The organism is Saccharopolyspora spinosa NRRL 18395, from assembly GCF_000194155.1.
Taxonomy (GTDB): Bacteria; Actinomycetota; Actinomycetes; order Mycobacteriales; family Pseudonocardiaceae; genus Saccharopolyspora; species Saccharopolyspora spinosa.
Genome location: NZ_GL877878.1, coordinates 1,633,001 through 1,652,448 on the forward strand (window position 1 = coordinate 1,633,001; position 19,448 = coordinate 1,652,448).

Genomic DNA, 19,448 nt, shown 5'->3' on the forward strand with positions numbered 1-19,448 from the left:
CAGTTCGGATTCTGGTAGTAGCAGCCCGGGGCGGTGGTCGCGGTCGGATCTGGATCGTGAGATCGCCCGGGCGAAGAGGCTGGACTTGTCCAGTGGTGAAAGGGAGGCGGCGGGGCTGGTTGTGCGGCGTGCGCATGACGTCGGGGGGTTGGCTCGTGCGGATGCCGTTGTGTCGTTGGAGGATGTGGTGGCGTTGGTCGCGGCCAAGCACCACGAACTCGGCGATGCTCACCAGGACCAGGTGGTGGAGTTTTCCCAGGCACTGGCCGACAGGCTGGGCACACAAGGCAGCGGGCTGAGCATTCACGCCGGAGCCGGGCCGGAGGAGGCTGCTACGCCGCCAGGGCCGACTGATGTGAATCCAACGACGGGCCGGTCCGACAACCACGATTCCCCGGACCGGACTGCGGAGCCGGACGGGATGCGCGATCAGCCTCGTGATCTGGCGGGGTTGGCGCCTGGTGAGAGAGCACCCCGGGAAACCCCCCAGGAAGATCCTGGCCCGGATCGGCAGGATGCTCGTGGAGATGATGTCGGGCTTCCGGAGGCGCCGAGGCAGGAACCGGCGTATTCGCCTATGCCGCAGCCAGGTTCCGACCGTCCCTACTCCTCGCCTGAGGAGTTGGTTGCCGACCTGCACCGCGACGCGGCAGATCCGGCCGACTCAGCAAACACTTCGGGACTTTCTTCACTCGGCCCGGACTTGTTTAACCTGCGCGAACCAGAACCAGCTCCGGACTTCCTCCGCGGGCATGACTACGGGGAGGACTATTCGAATCTGACTGCCGCGCAGCGCATCGCAGTGCTCGAAAACCTGGACCTCAGGAAGACCCGCCCGACCTGGGATGCCATGAGGCCGGATGCACTGCACACTGACGTGCCGGTGATGAGCAGGAGCCTCTCCGAGCGCGAGCGGATGGGCTGGGCACCGGCGGGGGTCGAATTGCCATTGCCGGCCCACTTGGAAACGCCGAAGGTGGTGCATTCAGTATGGTTCTTCGGTGCGCCACTGTCGGGTGCGTTCCGGCAGAACCTGCAGATCAGTGCGTCGCAGGCCCCCACGTTCTTGTTCGTCAATCTTCCGCGCGTTCGCGTGGAGGAAGCCATTGGTCGGCAGCCCACCGATCCGGCCGATCCGTTGACCGCGGTCTGGGATTTCGTGCGCTGGACACAGGAAAGCGGCGTAATCCCGGTCAGCTTGGCGGAGGTGTCAAACGCTGACACACCGTTCGATCTGGCCGATGCGACTGCAACCGAAATGCTCAAGCTGAACGGGCCAGGCTGGGCGGCAGCCAGTGACAACGTTCGGATGTCGATCCTCAAGCGCTGGGGCGGGGCATATCTCGACTCGGACAACCACGTGACCGACGTCGATCGGCTGTTCAGCGCGGTCAACGCCCGCGAAGCCTTCGCGGTCAACATGGGAGTGGCGGGCGGAGACCCGAACAACGACGCGTGGGTGATGCCCAAGGGACACCCGGCAGCCGAGCTGTGGATCGCTCTACAGGCGCGGAACTATGGCGCGACGCAGGTCGAGCTTTTTCCGGAAGTGTTACTTGGCGCGGACTACCGGATGCCGGGCGGTAACGCGATGCGTAACAGCGTGTTGTATCGGACCGGGCCGGGGCTGTTCAACGACTTCGTGCAGGTACTCGAATATCGCGACAAGCACGATCTCCCGCCGATCTCGGGAATCGAGCGGGGTGCCGCACTCAGCTGGGGGCCCGAGTCCGCGACGCGACCGCAACCGTCTTCGGGACGGCAGGACACCCTGTTCGTGGCGAAGGCGGTCGTGGAAACCCTAGCCCGCGACTTGCTGAGCAACCGCAACGGAGATCTGCACCTGACAGCCGTGCGACAGGCCATCGATGCGCATCCGCAGCGTGACCTCCTGTTGAACGCCGTGGTGTCGTTCATCGCGTCGAGGCCTGACCTCGCCGGTGCGGTGCAGTCGGTTACTTTGGAGGCGTTTTACCAGCACGGCGATGTCCGGGTGGATTTGCCGGAGGCCGCCAGCAAGTTGATTGAGATCGACGGCGACCCCTTCATGCTGCTCGGCGAGGGGGTGTATCCCGCCCACCTGAACGAGCCCGTAGGCGGCGCTACCACCACGCCTTCGCCGATTGATCCGGCAACGTCCGAAACTCCTCACCTCGCTCAGGAAGAGTCTGCTGACGGTGGGCGGTCGGAGACCGTTGGGGACACGCGGTCGGAGTCCACTACGCATGTGCCGGGTGATGCGGCGACCGATGACACCGAGAGCGCCTTCGACGAGACGGTGCGGGCAGAGTTGCTGGAGCGGCTTCATCGCTTGAGCGGGGACACGGAGCCGTCTGGTGACCCGATGCCCGTCACGGAGTCTGCTGTGGACGGTCGCGGAGCTGTCTGGTCGGGCGACGACGTTGTTTCGCAGGACGATGTCGCCGCCGGTGTGACGGACGGGCGGCGGGCCGACGGTGAATCCGTCGAGCGGGGGGTGCCGTCTCGTACGGCGGATGAGTTTGAGGTTCGGTGGGCCGGCTATTTGGCTCGCGGGGATACTTTTGACGGACAGATCGTTGGGCTGGCGGGCGTGGCGGCGGAGCAGAAGGTGGGTGGGCGTCCGGAGGGGGTTCCGGGGCGGGGCCCGTTGGTTGACGAGCAGGTGCATCTGTGGGAATCGGTCCAATATGCGGTGAGGCAGGAGGTCGCGCGTCGGGTCGACGCTAGCGGTGTGGTCACGGCGCTTCGTGATGACTTTCGTGCGTTGCTCGATCCCAGGCTTGATTCCGGCGAGATGGCTGAGCGGATCGATGCCGCGATGTCGACGTGGGCGGAGCGGATCGGTGAAGCCGCAGATCGAGTGGAGCAGTGGGAGGCATCGGCCGGTGCGGCATCGGTAGCGACCGTCCACGAGTTTGCCGCGCCGATGGTGGCGCTGTTGCCGCAGACGAGGCCGGACAACATGCCTGAAGAGCTGCACCAGTTCTTCCACGACGGGCTTCGATCGATGGTGACCGACCTGCTGGCGGGTGGCGGGGAGGCGCGGGAAGTCGCACGCGGCCGGGATCTTGACGATTTGATCAATGAGCTTCGTGACGACTTTGTCGCGATGCTTGATTTCGACGAAGTACCTGCGCGGGGCGATGCCGCGTTGGAGCAGTGGGCTGAGCGGATCGGGGCGGCCGCGGATCGAGTGGAGCAGTGGCAGGCGTCCGCTGACCCGGCATCGGTGGCGGTTGTCAACGAGTTGGCGGACGCGATGGTGGGGCCGTTGCCGCCGGTGATTCCGGGCACGGTGGCTGAAGAGACGCAGCAGTTCTTCCACGACGGCATTCGTGCCGTGCTGGCCGATCAGTTGGCGGGTGGCGCGACACGCCGTGATGCGTGGGAGCAGTCGGCGGAGGTACGTGCACTCGCCGAGCAATTGCGCACTCACACCCGTTACGGGGAGGTGGGGGTGCCGGATGACGAGGGTTATCTGGTGCCGTGGTCGGTCATGCTTCAGCGGATCGGCGACACCGACGGGATTAACCTCATCCACAGTTTCCAGCAGGACTGGAACGCCATGCTCCCGAACAGGGATTATGCGACGTTCAACGAGCTGGAGGACGACCGCCGGATTTATGCGCGGGATACGACTCGTGGGATCTTGGAGAGCCTGCCGCTGAGCGAGTTGCTTGACGGTCCGGCGCGCGGTGTTGGGGAATTGGCGCCGGAGGTGGAGGGGCTTTATCAGCGTGTGGCGGTTGCGGTAACGAATCGGCTGATTTATGGCAATGACAACCCCAACGTAGGTTTCCAGGAAGCTCAGCGTGTCGCCCGAGAATTGTTGACCGGCGCAGAGCAAATGGCTGGTCTTGCCGACGTGGTGGATCTGCTGCGGCAGCAGACTCAAGTGGATGCTCCCCCGCCGTATGTGGATGCGCCGCCGCCGTACACCGAAGGACCGGCTGATGATGGGGGGCGGAGTGACCTTGTCGATCGGCCGTCGTCGGCTGATCAGCCGATTCGCAGCTATGAGCCTTACGAGAATCTCGCGGCGTCGGTGGTCGGCGAGTTGCCGACGGAGTCGGACCCGCGTGTCAACGAGTTGTTGCAGACAGTGGGGATCGCTTTTGCCCAGCGGCCGGCATCGGCGGAGTTTTCGGCGGCGGTGGCCGAGGCGTGGGCGGATTACGAGATCGTCGCGTTGGTCGATGCGGGTATGGACCCCGAGGTCGTTGACGGTGTGATCGCGGAGTTCCGGAACACTGTTGATTCAGCGTGGGATAACGCGCTTGCGGCTGCGGATGCGATTCGGGATGCCGGTGTGCCTTTGCCCGACGTGCCGTTGCGTGAGACTGCTGATCAGGCGAGTGATGTTGGTCCTGATGGTGCAGGGGACAGGGGCGAACCTGTCGACCAGCAGTCGCCAAAGGATCTCCTTCGGGATCTTGCTCAGTCCGCAGATCGGCTGGCGGAGTTTCCGCACGCGGAGGCGGAGCAGTTGCGGTTGCGGATGTTGCGTTGGGTGCAGCCCCCGCAAGGCGGGTTGGCCAAATTCGAGCTCGCTCAGGCGTTACCGGTGTATGAGACGGTGCTGAGCGCGTTGGCGTTCCAAGCTGCACAGAAAAATGGCACGTTGGCCGCGCAGCGGTTGGCGGAGTCGCTGGATCTGGGGCTGTTGGTGTCCATCGGGCGGGAGTTGGCGAATCGTCCTCAGACGGAGGATGCAGCGATCCGCTCTCTGCGGGAGCTTTTCCTGAACGCGAAGGCGGACATACCCGATACCTCTGATGTGACGGACAACACCCCCGATGGTTTCTCTGGTTTCAGGCCGGAACCGGCTTCCGAGGGTTTGAGTTCGGTTGAGAGTGGCGGTCGGGATGCGGGGACGTTCGGGAGCGGGAGTCGGGGGGGGGGGGATGGGGTCGGTTCGTGGGTGGGCGATGGCGATTCTGTCAGCGGTGATGGTGCCCGGTCGTTGGATGGCGATGGTTGGGATGCGGGGACGTTCGGGAGCCGCAGTCCGGAGCCCGAGGACGGGTTCGGTTCGGGGCTGGGCAATAGCGACTCTCCCAGCGGTGATGGTGCCCAGTCGAGCCCTGGCGAGCGCACTGAAAGCCCGGGTCGCACCAGTCGGTCTGGGAGTCCGGGGTCTGAGGATGGGGTCGGTTCGTGGGTGGGCGATGGCGATTCTGTCAGCGGTGATGGTGCCCGGTCGTTGGATGGCGATGGTTGGGATGCGGGAACGTTCGGGAGCCGCAGTCCGGTTGAGTCCGAGTACGGGGTCGACTCGTGGCTGACCAGTGTCGATTCTGTCAGCGGCGATGGTGCCCGGTCGTTGGATGGCGATGGTTGGGATGCGGGTCGCACCAGTCGGTCAGTCCGGGGTCTGAGGATGGGGTCGGTTCGTGGGTGGGCGATGGCGATTCTGTCAGCGGCGATGGTGCCCGGTCGTTGGATGGCGATGGTTGGGATGCGGGGACGTTCGGGAGCCGCAGTCCGGAGCCCGAGGACGGGTTCGGTTCGGGGCTGGGCAATAGCGACTCTCCCAGCGGTGATGGTGCCCAGTCGAGCCCTGGCGAGCGCACTGAAAGCCCGGGTCGCACCAGTCGGTCTGAGGAGCGAGTATCCGAGTCCAATGTGGGCAGTGGGACGAACCCCGATCCGTTGCGGGAGTCCTACCGGGTTGCGCTGAGTGAGTTGGCAGGGGCTGACTCCGACAGGCGGGACGAGGCGTTTGCGCGGGCGGACAGCATTTTGGGCCCGACGCTTCGGGAGTACCAGATGGCTCGGGTGCTGATGGCGCATCAGTACCTGACGTTCCCGAATGATCGGGCTGCTGCGGTGCGACTGCGTGTAGAGCTGCAGCGCCAAATGAGCCGGCTGGCGCACATAGGTGCGGGCGCGGGGCCGGAGCCAGGTGCGGTTCCGCGACCGGAGGATCAAGCAGCGGGACGATCAGGGGAGTCTGATGGTTCCCAGTCGTTGGGTGATGGTGTTTGGGATGCGGGGACTTTCGGACACCGGAGCGCGGAGTCCGAGGACGAGGTCGGTTCATGGCCGGGCTATAGCGGCTCTGTCAGCGACACTGGCACCCAGTCGTCGCACGGTGGTGGTTGGGATGCGGGGACGTTCGGGCACCGGAGTGTGGAGTCCGATGATGGGATCGACTCGCCGCTGTCCAGTTTCGCCTTTGTCAGTGGTGATGGTGCCCAGTCGTCGTTGGGTGATGGTGGCGAGGTACCGGCTGGTCAGGTCGACGGCACGAGGGCTCCTGCCTGGGACGCCGAGCCGAGCCCCGGCACCTCCCCTGACGATGCGCATGTGTTGGGTGATGCGGCGATCGATGACGCCGAGAGAGACCTCGATGAGCTCAATAAGCAGCGGACAGAGTTGCTGGAGCGGCTTCGTCGCTTGGGCGAAGACGGGGAGCCGTCCGAGAGCTCGGGGCGCGCCGCGGGGTCTGTTGTGGACGATGATGCTGTCTCCACTGGTGAGAACGGTGCGCGACGCCGTCAGGCCTGGCCTGGTGCGGGGACGAACCAGGATTACTCCACTGGCGGTGGTGCCCGGTCGACGGGGAGTTCGGCTGGCTCGGATGCTCGTTCGAATGCTGATAGCGGCAGCATGGTGGATACGGCTGATCGAACCGACCAGAGCGATCGAACTGCCCTGACCAACCCAACCGAACAGTCCGATGGAGTGGATCGGATCGCCCAGCCCGCCCAATCCGTCAACGACAGCGAACCGCCTAATGAACCCGCCGTTGTTCGGGCGCGGGTTGACGATGTCGATGCCCACCAGGACAGACCTCGGTTGCAGGTTCCCGGTTATATCCGTCGCAGCGAATCGCTGGGCCCGGCGAAGCAGATCGCCCAGACGGTCGGAGCAGACCAGGTCGTCGAGGCCGTGGAGGGATTGGTGCCTGAGGGCACCGATCCAGTCGGCATCGACAATGTGGAACATGCCGTGCGGAAGCAGATCGACACCTTGCTTGGTGAGGGAAGGGAGTTCGAGGTCGGTGGGGTAGCTGTGCGGGTGCAGGCCGAGTTCGACCTGCGAGACAGCGAAGTCGTGGGGGGAGAATCCACCGATCAGTCGGCCACCTATAAAGCCGATCACGTGGCGGGCACGGCGCATGCGGGAAGTCACCGGCCGCGTTTCCAGCAGCTGTTCTTCGTGCCCGTCGTGCCGGGTCTTTTCGTTCTGGGCGCTGTTAACCTGCCGACTGGTATGGCCTCGAACCGGGTCACGAACCGCGCCGAAACGCACGGCCAGTCGATGCGCATCGCGTTGCCGGAGCGCGCAACCCCGGGCACTGACAGCGAATACGCTGGCTCACAGCAGGTGTACGTGCCGGTGACGTTCCGGGTTTCCCGGGTTGACAAGGACGGGCACAGCACTGGTCCTGTCACGATCGTCGGTGGACGCAATCAGCCTGACGCCCGCCCGATCGGCACCACGTTGAGTGTGCCCACGGGATTGCGGCCGATCACGCGCGCACGTGCTGTGCCAATGCCGAGTGAGCTGCCTCCCTCCGTGCTGGAGGGGGCTACGGTCAGGCAGTCGACGCGCGGTCGGTATCAGGGCAAACCCTTGCGGACGAAGACGAAGTCCGGGGAGCCGCCGGCTATCTATGATCAGGTGGCCGCCCAGCTTGGGTCGCTGGACACGGACTCGCGGCAAGCCCTGCGGAAGTCTTTGAGCCCGGACAATATCGGACGGGTTCTGCCGGACATGCGGGTGAGCGAGCAAGCGGCAGACGCCGGTCGGGGCTGGGTTACGTTGGGGGCGGAGCTGCGCTCGGGCAACTGGTTCAAGCGTCTGCTGTCCAGCCGCACTCATGATGTGCAGATCCGGGCCGTAGCCAAGGAAGTCGCCTACCTCGAGACCTTGGACAATGCACCGTCGGAGTCGGCCTTCGAGGACGGCACCAAAGCGGTGAACGTTCACGGTACGGGGCGTGCCGGTGAGGTTTCGGGGGCCGCGGGGCCCGCCGTGGACGTCGGGCTGGTCTCCGCAGCGGCAGGCCCGTGGGCCGCGGCCGGTGCCAGCCGCAGCCGTGACCATGAGTTCCCCAGCTCGTCGAAGGTCAGCGACACCACTTCCCGCAAGGTCCAGATCGTTCGCTACCGCACCGTTTACGACCTGCAGGTCCGCCTGCCCGGTCGGTCCCCGATCACGTTCCCGCACGCCATCGATGGCATGCACTGGACGCCGTCGGAGTTCGGGCGAGCAGCCGGTCTCCTGACCGAGGACGGCCAGCCGCACCCGAATCGCGTGGCTGACATCACCCGCGCCGCGCTGGAATCCAGTGGTGCGGGCGCGAAACTGGCCAGGATCCTTCGCGATTCGGCGCATACCATTCCGGGGCATCACCGGTGGGCTAACGTCCCCGGACTTCGCTGGGCTTGGCGGGACACCGATCTCGTCGTCGACTTTGATGATCCCAAGCTGGTCGAGGGAATCTCGCGTAGGGCAAACAAGCAGCTGGAGCGGGGCCATCAGATCGACAGTTCGCTCGCGGGCAGCCACTTGTCGTCCCCGCGGGTGGTCGAGGAAATGCTCACCGATCAGGCCGCCTCGCTCGACATGGTCGAGCACGGTCGAGGACACGACTATCACGTGTCGCTGAAGGTGGCGGCGGAGGTGCTCGAAGTCCGGGATATGGATGTGGTCGAGGAGACCGATGCTGGGTGGACGATGTCGGAATCGGAGTCCGCCAAGCAGAGCAGGGGCGTGTCGTGGAAGGTCGGGGGTGGGTTTGTGGCCCGCGTCTACTCTGCGTTGTCTGGCCATTTCTCCCTTGCCACCAACTACAACAAGTTCGGCTTCGAGCGAAGCAGTTCCTCACACGTGGGGGAGGACACTTCGCTGTCCTTCGGCGGCAATCGGGGGAAGGAGCCGGCTGCCACGGGCGGAGTGGGCAAGGAACCGCGGAAGCGGCTGGCCTACCGGGTGCGGTACACGGCGTCGGGGACGCACTGGCAGGAATGGAACCAACTGGTCAAGGGTGTGACCATCGGCAGGCCGGGGATGCACACGTCGACGCGTGACCCGTTGCCGATTGTGGATGCTTCGGCCCAGGCGGAGGGCCGGGATCCGGGTGTCGTGGAGACCGACATCGTCGTGGAACTGCCTGCGTGGCAGGCCGACCAGCTCAAAGCCCAGTTGCAGAAGCTGCGCGCCGATGCCGTCAAACCCATCGAGCGCACCGAGGTGCCCTACAACGACGAGACGATGCGGCAGGGCCTGTCCCGGGTTTTCGACGGTATGCCGGTCGTGTCCGTGCATGGTCTCAAACACCTTCGGGACTCGGCATACCGGCAGCTCAGGGAACTTTCCGGGCACCGGGTCTGGGAACTCGGCGGCAACGCGAACCTGATCGATCGTGGGATCTCGCTCAACGAGGTGCGTGCGACTCCGCATGCCGGCAGCAAGAAGTTCCGGGTGGACGGGCTATCGGCGGAGAAGCGCCGCCGGGCTCAGCATGCTGTGGTCGAGTATTCGCTCATGATGAAAAACCCCGAGCCGGTGCTGGACGGGGACGGTAATCCGGTCAAGATCTGGGACCAGCCGACGCGGTCGGTGACCGGTGGACACACCACCGGCAGCAGCAAGGCCGGGACCTTCTTCTGGTCGAACTCCCTCGAGCCCGCGATTGTCCCGGTGGATCACAACACTGGCGTCATCTCCAGTTTGTTCATCCAGGAGTGGGTCCCGGGGTCCGGCAACTTCCGGCGCGAACGCGGAGGTGCGGGGGACAGCAGCCTCACCCGGTCGGAGACGGGCAAACCGCGCGAACTCCACCTGGTCACGGTGGACCTCGAGCCTACCGTCGGCGTCGAGGTCAAGACCGTCGGCAAGATCGACAAATCTGGGTTGTTCAAGGGTAAGCCGCTCGCCCGCTCCGCCGAGCGGTGCCTGCGTCGATGACGGTGTTGGTGGACGACCGGCAGCTGCAGGAGATCAAGACCAGGCAGGCCGAGTTCGAGGCGCAGCGAGCACGCGAACCCGACGTGACCGACGTTCCCCCCGGGCACACGCTGGCTACCCCGTCCTGGAGCCGGGGAGTCACCGAACCCGTGGACTTGAGTGACCGGATTCCGTTGCTGCGCGAGCAGATTTCCCAGCGACTCGGCCCGGACGCGGCCAACTGGCTGCTGCCGGATTCCGCGCAGGGCACCCCCCTTGGCAACGACCGCACGGCCAAGCATTTCCTGTCCGACGTGCAGGCCAAGTTCGGCGACCTCGAGAACGGGGGAGCCAGCACACAACTGGCGTGGGAAGGCCGCTGGAAGGGCCACACCTACGAACTCCACGTGGGGGCCGAACTTCTGGGTGAGCCGGAGGCGGAAGGGATCAAGCACGGCGGGCTTGCGACGGCCAGCGTGGCGTCCATCGCCGCAAACAAGGTCCGCAGCCTCACCGGGGTCCTCCTCGAAGTCATGTCGGGCATGATCCCGGGGGTCGTGATGAACGGGGCCGACTCCCCGGGTGGAGCCGGATCGGCGGGCGGTGATTCGATCCCGCAGCACGGGCCCCCCTACGCCAGGCTGGGCTTGGGATTCGTCCACATCGCCGAATGGCTGAAGCGGGTCCGCAGCCGCACGCAGAGTGAGTCCACGAGTTACCTAAGCTCCGAGACGGTCTCCGGTGCGCTGGCTTCGCACCGCGCCGAGGTGCTCTTCGATGTGCGCCTCGAGCGCCACGGGGAACGCATCGCCGCAGCCCCGGACGTTCGCACCGTCGGGGTGAGCACGGCGGTCGAGGACACCCTGCCCGCGGACCTGGCGCAGCGGTCCCGCGCGGCCGAGATCACCGAGCTGCCGGCATCGCAGGCTACGGACGAGGCCATCCAGCGCTGGAAGACCGACCACGACGCCGAGGTTCTGCCCGGGGCCGACAAGTTCCGGGCGGTGGAGTTCCGCGGCAATGTCGAGGATCTAATCGCCGCAGCCGAGCAAGCGATCACCTCCTCCAGAAGCTCGGTGACCGCGGAGGCGCGCCGGAGCTTGCGGGCGTGGTTCACCCCGCACCGCTTGGAGGCGCTGCTCAGCCCCCTGACAGATCCGGAACCCAAGACTGTGCCGGTCGAGCTGCCGCCCGGACTGGGCGTGAACCTCGACCTGTACCTCAAGATTCCCGATCGGGGCGCAGTCACCTCGACGAGCGGACGAATCAAACTGGATGGCTCGGCGCACATTCGTTCGGCCGACGAGCAGGAGACCGGCTCGGCCAGCGGGCATGCCGTGTTCGCCGCACCGTTCAACGCCGGGGGTGTATCGCACCCCGAGGGAGCGAAGACCTACGAGGAAGGCCGCCACGAGTTCGGCCAGGGCGGTGACTGGAACATTCCGCTCATCTCCCGCGGCGGGCACGAATCCGAAATCGAACACCGAGCGGGATCCGAGTCGGACCGCGAATTAAGTCGCGGTGAGAGTGCGGACTCTCCGTTGCAGGACATCACCAGCACTTGGCTGCACGGTGCGGAGTTCCGCATGCTCGCGACCCCCGCTGAGCACAGCATCGGAAAGCGGAGAGCCGGCGTCAGCGCCAAGTTCGATGCCGGTTACGTGATCCGCCGCAGCGACCGCGGCGGCGAGCTACCGGCCGGGCTGGTGGACGGAACGAGGGAATTCGCCGAGCGGGACAAGGAATGGACCTCCGCGAGCGACCAGCAACGCGCCGCGCGTTTCCACCTGTCACAGGTCACGCAAGCCGAACAACGGGCCGATCGCGAGGAGCTGCTGGCTGCCGCTGTTGACAGGCAGACAGCGCAGCGGGCTTTGGACGAGGCGGACACGCGTGCACAAGAGGCCGAACACAAGTGGTGGCAGGCCAAGCGCCACTACGAGAACGAACTCTCCCACGCCCGCACCGACCCCGCGCTGGCGGGAGCTCCAAGCGACGCGAGTCTGACCATCCGCGAAGATCCCCGGGCGCGGTTGCAAAACCGCCTCGCCTTGTACCGGGTGGCGCGAAAGGCTGTCGATGCCAGGCGGGAGGGACGCCGGCCCCGCGCCCGCTACGTCGTGCGCGGCGACCTCGGCAGACAAGCCGACGACGCATCACAAGCCGGGCACGATTTCTCCCTCGTCACACACGACCTGCAACGCATGCTTGACCTTGAGCAGAATGACGTCCCCAGCGAAGCCCGTCTTGGGGCCGACGACGTCGGGCTGATCGCACCACCGCAGTTCCTGCACGCCGACGGTCCAACGCGGGTGGAGATCTGGATCGAGCCGGGCCCCCTCGCGCGCAAACTCGCGGAATCCGAGTTCAGTCCGAACGGCGATGGGTGGACCCGCGAGGACCTGCGGCGTGAGGCGGAACGATCGAGGCCGGTCTTCGGTGATCTCAGTGCGTTCGATCAAGAGTCGTTGCGGTGGCAGGCCGAGACAGTCCTCGCCAGGGACCACGATTTCCGCGCCCTCGACGGCCGGACCGCGGACGAGGTTTTGGCGCTGCGCAACGACATGGCGGCGGTGCTGGCGCGTCCGCTGTCACAAGACGAAAACCGGTTGGCTGACGAGCTCTCGCGGAACCTGGCACGAGAGTTCCACACCGCTCGGAGCACATCGATGCGCCCGAGTCCGAAATCTGCGGACCCGCGGGGACCGTCCCACGCGACGGCCAAACGGGGGCTGGAACCGATCCAGGAGGAACAACCGAAGCCGGACGGCGCGTCCCCTACGGATGGCGATCCAGTACGCAATGCGTCGACTTCGGACTACCCGCAGGCGCTCAAGGACCTGGAGGTGGAACCGGAGGCGCCGATTGTGTTGCCGGCAGGCGGTTTCGAGCTGCGGAGCCAGGGCTGGGGGGCTGACCTGCCCGTAGATGTGACGGGCCCGAAGCAGCAGTCTGTGAAGAGGACGCGGGAGGAGACGGGTGAAAGTGCTGGGGCCTCCAAGCGGCGCAAGGGGGAAGTAACCGCTGCTGGGAAACAGAAAGGAAACGCGGAGCCTTACCAGAATAATAAGGACAAGGCTAAGGGATATAGCGGAACGTACCATCGGCCAATTAATGCAAAGACTGCGGTGTATCGCCAGAATAATAAGAGTCAGAAAAAGAGAGAAAACGCGGAGTATTATCAGAAACATAAGGACGAGTTTAAGCACAAAAACGCGGAGTATGCCCGAAAGAATCCGGACAAGATCAAGAGCCTCGTTCGGGAGTATGACAAGAAAAATAGGGCCAAGATTAACCAAAACCACGTGGCTCGCCGTCGGCGGCCCGCTGAGATGGTTGCGAAGTTGTCGGCGTTGTCCGAGCGCAATTCGTATCAGCAGGCCGAGCTCGATTTGTGGCAGCAAGTAGAGGCCGACCGAAAGAAGCTCGATACGCTGAGGCGGCGGGTATATAAACAGAAAAAACTGGCTGGGGCGTGGGCTGCGGAAATCCAGGCATTGGAAGCGGTGACGAAGCCGACCGAGTCTGAGCAGGGCAGCCTGCGTACGTTGCGGGACCAGGTAGCTGAGTTGGATGGTCTTAAGGGGGTGCTGGCGAGCACGAATGAAAAGCTGAAAGAAAACAAGAATAAGCTGAAGTCGATGCAGGCCCGGGGGGAGGAGACCGGGGCGGGGCGGAATGCGGGCTTGGAGGCACCGGACGAGCGGGCGGCGGGGCGGAAGCGGAGAAAGGCGGAAAGTGACGCGAAGGATCGCAAGGGGTTAGGGGACGCCGCCGCTCGGGATGCGGTGTTGGAGGAGTTGAAGACGCAGAGGCAGCTGGCGTCGGAGGAGGCGGAGCTCCAGCAGAAGATGGCGAAGGAGAAGGACCGGGAGGTGACGGAGACCGGGGTGAGTGGGGCCCCGGTGGCAGGACGGGATGAGCGGATCGCAGGGCCGGACGGGGTATCGGAGCGGACTGGGGCTCAGCAGGACGACCGGCGCCCGGGGACTGACTTCGATCTCGGTGCGCGGCTCTATCAGGCGGTGGCTGATTCAGATGTGTCGCGGGATGCGGATCCGGCGACGGTTGCTGGGCCGATGTTGGGGGAGGGTGCTCATGAGGAGTTTCTCGCGACCGAGCTGCCCGCGTTCCAGGACACCGGGGATGGTGTCGGTGATGTGGGGGCGGTAGTTGGGGAGGAGGACGGCGATTTCGCTGCGTTCCTCCGTGACTATAACGACAGGGAGGGTTTTGGCGGGCTGTTTGGCGGTGAAGGGGATGGGCTGTTTTCTGGTGAGACGGTTGTGGATGAGGGGTCGCCGAAGCGTGTGAAGCGCGCGGGGTTGGTGGCGGGTGAGTTGGCGGCTGGGTATCGGTTCCTGACGGGGGCGAACCGGGCTAATTATCTCTCTGGTGACACGCGCTTCCAGGTGAATTGCCAGGAGGCGTTTGTGGCGTTCCATAATTCTCTGAAGTTCAACCGGCAGTTTGTGGCGGGGCCGGCCGGTAGTGATCGGGATCCGGCGCGGTTGGTGGTGGCGTTCGGCCGGGACGCCCGACGGGTGGATGGTGTGGCTGCTCTTGAGCGGCATGTGGGGAGCGGGCCGGTGGGTGTGGCTGCGCCGGTTATTTACCAGCGAGCGGATCGTAGTGCGCACGTGATCGCCGCGGTGAATGCAGGAGAGCGCGATGGGCAAGAAGTGGTCCTTCTGCTGGATCCGCAGAAGGGGGAAGTCGTTGAGAGGGATGATGTCCTGGCTGCGACCGGGATGTGGGTGATTCCGATGGCGGAGGTGGAACCGGATCCGCCGGTGGAGTTGCCGGGAGGCGGTTCCAAGCTGCGGCGCCAGGGCTGGGGGGCTGGGCTGCCCACCGGGGTGGCGGGTCCGAAGCGTCGGTCTGGTGCGTCTGGGCCGGCGGCGGGGGAAGCTGGCACGAAGGGCACGAAGGGCACGAAGGGACTTAACGAACGGAGACAGGCTGTGACAGGAGCCGCTGAGGTTGATTCCGGGAGTCAAGGTGGCGAGGGCGATGCGTCCGCGCCGACGGATCAGGCAGCACAGCAGGACGCTCGATTTACGGCGGGGAATAGAAGCGGATGTAAGGGAAGAAGGACGGCTGAAAGCCCGGGTGCGGAGAGCGATCGGGTTGCGGAGTTACAGAGGCGGAGGCAGGTGGCTCTGGAGGACGAGGCTGAGCAGGGCGGGCTGCCTGCGTTGCGGGCCAAGGCGGCTGGGTTGGCTGATTCTGTGGAGCAGTTGAAGAAGACGAGGCGAAGCCTGGCGGAAAAGAAGAAGAAGCCGACCGGGTTGCGGAGTTGCAGAGGCGGAGGCAGGTGGCTCTGGAGGACGACGGCTCAGGCAGCACAGGACGCGCCGGTGCCGGCGTGGAAACAGAGGCGGAAGGAAAGGGACACGGAGCGGTACCAGGGGAGGAAGGGCGCCATCGCCCGGGTTGCGGAGTTGAAGGGGCGGGAGGATTGAAGGAGCTGGAGGAGCAGGGGCGGTTGTCTTCGGAGCAGCAGGCCGAGCTCAATTTGAAAAGCGGAAAATGCCGTGAACTATCGGGGGGCGAAAAAGGCCGCCGCCGACCGGGTTACGGAGTTGGAGGGGCGGGAGGAGCTGACCGTTGCCGCAGAGCGCCGGGGTTGCGGACAGGCTGCGTACGTTGCGGGACAAGGTGGCTGGGTTGGCTGATTTTGCGGAGCAGTTGAAGGAGGCGCAGCGAAGCCTGGCGGAAAAGAAGAAGAAGCTCAAGTTGATGCAGGAGGCTGGGTCCGCGCCGACGGTTCAGGCAGCGTCCGCGCCGACGGCTCAGGCAGCACAGGACGCGCCGGTGCCGGCGTGGAAACAGAGGCGGAAGGAAAGGGACACGGAGCGGTACCAGGGGAGGAAGGGCGCCATCGCCCGGGTTGCGGAGTTGAAGGGGCGGGAGGAGCTGACTGGGGAGGAGGCGGAAGAGCTGGCGAGGCTCGAGCCGGAGGTGGCGGAGTGGAAGCGGAAAAAAGCGGAAAATGCCGTGAACTATCGGGGGGCGAAAAAGGCCGCCGCCGACCGGGTTACGGAGTTGGAGGGGCGGGAGGAGCTGACCGGGGAGGAGGCGGAGGAGCTGGCGAAGCTCCAGCCGAAGGTGGCGAAGCAGAAGGAGCAAACCCAGAAAAATAAGCAGACGTATCGCAAGATGATAAACGCCGAAGCCGCCCGGGTTGCGGAGCTGCAAGGGCGGGAGGAGCTGACTGAGGAGCAGGCGGAAGAGCTGGCGAGGCTCCAGCCGAAGGTGGCGAAGCGGAAGGAGCAAACCCAGAAAAATAACCAGACGTATCGCAAGGCGATAAACGCCGAAGCTGACCGGGTTGCGGAGCTGCAAGGGCGGGAGGAGCTGACTGGCACCGGACGAGCGGGCGGCGGGGCGGAAGCGGAGAAAGGCGGAAAGTGACGCGAAGGATCGCAAGGGGTTAGGGGACGCCGCCGCTCGGGATGCGGTGTTGGAGGAGTTGAAGACGCAGAGGCAGCTGGCGTCGGAGGAGGCGGAGCTCCAGCAGAAGATGGCGAAGGAGAAGGACCGGGAGGTGACGGAGACCGGGGTGAGTGGGGCCCCGGTGGCAGGACGGGATGAGCGGATCGCAGGGCCGGACGGGGTATCGGAGCGGACTGGGGCTCAGCAGGACGACCGGCGCCCGGGGACTGACTTCGATCTCGGTGCGCGGCTCTATCAGGCGGTGGCTGATTCAGATGTGTCGCGGGATGCGGATCCGGCGACGGTTGCTGGGCCGATGTTGGGGGAGGGTGCTCATGAGGAGTTTCTCGCGACCGAGCTGCCCGCGTTCCAGGACACCGGGGATGGTGTCGGTGATGTGGGGGCGGTAGTTGGGGAGGAGGACGGCGATTTCGCTGCGTTCCTCCGTGACTATAACGACAGGGAGGGTTTTGGCGGGCTGTTTGGCGGTGAAGGGGATGGGCTGTTTTCTGGTGAGACGGTTGTGGATGAGGGGTCGCCGAAGCGTGTGAAGCGCGCGGGGTTGGTGGCGGGTGAGTTGGCGGCTGGGTATCGGTTCCTGACGGGGGCGAACCGGGCTAATTATCTCTCTGGTGACACGCGCTTCCAGGTGAATTGCCAGGAGGCGTTTGTGGCGTTCCATAATTCTTTGAAGTTCAACCGGGAGTTTGTGGCGGGGCCGGCTGGTGCTGATCGGGATCCGGCTCGGTTGGAGGCGGCGTTCGGGGGGATGGCCCGGCGGGTGGCTGGTGTGGCCGGGGTTGAGCAGTACGTGGGGAGCGGGCCGGTGGGTGTTGCTGTGCCGGTGATTTACCAGCGTGCCGACGGTAGTGCGCATGTGATCGCTGCGGTGCATAGCGGATACCGCGATGGGCGTGGGGTGGTGGATCTGCTGGATCCGCAGAAGGGCGAGGTCGCTGAGAAAGCCGATGTTTCCGCGGTGGCGGGGATGTGGGTGATTCCGGTGTCGGAGGTGGCGCCGGATCGGGAGGTGGTGTTGCCGCCCGGTGGTTCCGGGCTGCGAAGCATGGGCTGGGGGGCTGGGTTGCCCGCCGAGGTGGCGGGTCCGAAGCGTCAGTCTGGTGTGTCCGGGCCGGTGGCGGGGGAAGCCGGCACGAAGGGCACGAAGAGGACGCGGGAGGAGGCTGGCGAGAGTTCTTCCGGGGCGTCCAAGCGGCGGAAGGTGACAGGAACCGTTGGTGTTGATTCCGGGAATCAAGGCGGCGGGGAGCCCGCGCCGCAGGAACAACCGAAAACGGATCAGAGAGCGAAAAGATATTACCAGAAGAATAAGGAAAAGTTGAATGAAAACAGCGCGCAATATTATCGGGATAATAGGAGTGAAATTGCAGTATATAATGCAGAGTATCACAAGAATAATAAGGTAGAACTTAACGAACGGAGACAGGCTCGCGATCGGGCGGCAAAGGCCGCCGCCGTCGGCGAGATTGCGAATTTGGAGGCGTTGGAGGAGCAGGGGCGGCTGAATCCGGAGCAGCAGGCCGAGCTCGATTTACGGCGGGGAATAGAAGCGGATGTAAGGGAAGAAGGACGGCTGAAAGCCCGGGTGCGGAGAGCGAAAGGACCGGCTGCGGAGATCGAGGCGTTGGAGGCGTTGCAGCAGCCGACCGAGGCTGAGCAGGGCGGGCTGCCTGCGTTGCGGGCCAAGGCGGCTGGGTTGGCTGATTCTGTGGAGCAGTTGAAGAAGACGAGGCGAAGCCTGGCGGAAAAGAAGAAGAAGCTCAAGTTGATGCAGGAGGCTGGGTCCGCGCCGACGGCTCAGGCAGCACAGGACGCGCGGGCGACGGGGGCGAAACAGAGACAGAAGGAAAGGGACGCGGAGCCGTACCGGGCGAAAAAGGCCGCCATCGACCGGGTTGCGGAGTTGGAGGGGCGGGAGGAAAGAAGAAGAAGCTCAAGTTGATGCAGGAGGCTGGGTCCGCGCCGACGGCTCAGGCAGCACAGGACGCGCGGGCGACGGGGGCGAAACAGAGACAGAAGGAAAGGGACGCGGAGCCGTACCGGGCGAAAAAGGCCGCCATCGACCGGGTTGCGGAGTTGGAGGGGCGGGAGGAGCTGACTGGGGAGGAGCTGCCTGGGGAGGAGGCGGAAGAGCTGGCAGAGCTCCAGCCGAGGGTGGAGAAGCGGAAGGAGCAAACCAAGAAAATTGATCAGAAGTCTCGCGAGACGAGGAAGGACGCCGTCGACCTGGTCGCGGAGGTGAAGGGGCGGGGGCAGCTGACTAAGGAGGAGAAGGAGGCCCTGGCAAAGCTCGAGTCGAAGGTGGAGAAGCGGAAGGAGCAAAAGAAGAGAGATAACGCGAACAAGCGGGCGGGAAAGGCCGCCGCCGCCGACGAGATTGCGAAGTTGGAGGAGTTGGAGGAGCAGGAGCGGCTGACCTCGGAGCAGCAGGCCGAGCTTGATTTGCGGCGGGAAATAGAAAAAGGAGCAGGAGCGGCTGTCCTCGGAGCAGCAGGCCGAGCTTGATTTGCGGCGGGAAATAGAAAAAGAGAAAAAAGAAGAAAATATGCTGAATAAGCGAGTGTCGAGAGAGGGGAAATGGTCTGCGGAAATCGAGGCGTTGGAGGCATTGTCGCGGAGTGCCGCAATTGAGACCAAGCTGAGTACGTTGCGGGAAAAGGTGGATAGGTCGGCTGGTTCTGTGGAGGAGTTGGCGAAGACGAGGCGCCGGCTGGCGGAAAAGAAGGAGAAGCTGAAGTCGATGCCGGCCCGGGGGGAGGCTGGGTCGGGGCGGATTGCGGAGGCAAGTGGGCAGCAGGACGAGCAGGATGCAATGGTGCCGAGCGGGGTATCGGAGTCGGCTGGGGCTGATCGGGACGAACAAAATGAAGGGGACGAGCGGTCGGATGGGAGCGTTGATCTCGGGGCGTCGGTTGATGAGGTGATGGGGGATTCAGCTGGGGAGGGGCCGGCTGCGGCATTGCCGTCCGATTTGGACGAGGACGATCGGCAGGCGGGGTGGGAGGAGCCGGGGGAGCCGGATGCGGCTATGCAGGCGGAGCGGGAGGAGTCGGGGGAGGGGTTGGGCGATGCTGAGAACGAGCGGGTGGAGGGTGCGACCCGCGATG

At 65.0% G+C, this 19,448-nt stretch carries 8 protein-coding genes; 7 read left to right on the forward strand and 1 reads right to left on the reverse strand.

Features of this window, described 5'->3' with window-relative positions:
* Window positions 1-169: 169 nt before the first annotated feature.
* Entirely contained in the window at window positions 170-5,662 is a 5,493-nt protein-coding gene (locus SSPN_RS0108270; protein ID WP_029535103.1) for a glycosyltransferase family 32 protein, read from the forward strand.
* 359 nt (window positions 5,663-6,021) lie between these two features.
* Here the strand turns inward: SSPN_RS0108270 and SSPN_RS54435 are convergent, their stop codons facing one another.
* Window positions 6,022-7,239: a hypothetical protein gene (locus SSPN_RS54435; RefSeq protein WP_148271933.1), complete on the reverse strand. Its 1,218-nt coding sequence runs from the start codon at window positions 7,237-7,239 to the stop codon at window positions 6,022-6,024.
* Between the two features lie 471 nt (window positions 7,240-7,710).
* On the opposite strand from SSPN_RS54435, the gene SSPN_RS0108275 reads away from it, so the two are divergent.
* The 6 genes from SSPN_RS0108275 to SSPN_RS56545 form a co-directional block, all read left to right on the forward strand.
* A complete protein-coding gene (locus SSPN_RS0108275; protein ID WP_148271934.1) occupies window positions 7,711-9,903 on the forward strand; it encodes a hypothetical protein in 2,193 nt (730 codons plus the stop codon).
* Window positions 9,900-15,347: a hypothetical protein gene (locus SSPN_RS0108280; protein ID WP_029535105.1), complete on the forward strand. Its 5,448-nt coding sequence runs from the start codon at window positions 9,900-9,902 to the stop codon at window positions 15,345-15,347. Before SSPN_RS0108275 ends, SSPN_RS0108280 begins: the two co-directional genes overlap by 4 nt.
* A gap of 205 nt (window positions 15,348-15,552) precedes the next feature.
* Window positions 15,553-16,299, forward strand: a complete 747-nt coding sequence (locus SSPN_RS57575) for a hypothetical protein (RefSeq protein ID WP_192814538.1) — start codon at window positions 15,553-15,555, stop codon at window positions 16,297-16,299.
* A gap of 49 nt (window positions 16,300-16,348) precedes the next feature.
* The gene (locus SSPN_RS0108290) at window positions 16,349-18,283 is read left to right on the forward strand and encodes a hypothetical protein (RefSeq protein ID WP_148271935.1); all 1,935 of its coding nucleotides are present in this window, start codon (window positions 16,349-16,351) and stop codon (window positions 18,281-18,283) included.
* A complete protein-coding gene (locus SSPN_RS0108295; protein WP_148271936.1) occupies window positions 18,280-18,846 on the forward strand; it encodes a hypothetical protein in 567 nt (188 codons plus the stop codon). The genes SSPN_RS0108290 and SSPN_RS0108295 overlap by 4 nt, the downstream gene beginning before the upstream one ends.
* Window positions 18,847-18,886: 40 nt before the next feature.
* A partial coding sequence (locus SSPN_RS56545) for a hypothetical protein (RefSeq protein ID WP_237710489.1) occupies window positions 18,887-19,448 on the forward strand: 562 nt, incomplete at its 3' end.

Excerpts from the sequence above, each read along its gene's own strand:
- SSPN_RS0108280 (WP_029535105.1), top strand. The coding sequence starts at position 9,900 with ATGACGGTGTTGGTGGACGACCGGCAGCTGCAGGAGATCAAGACCAGG.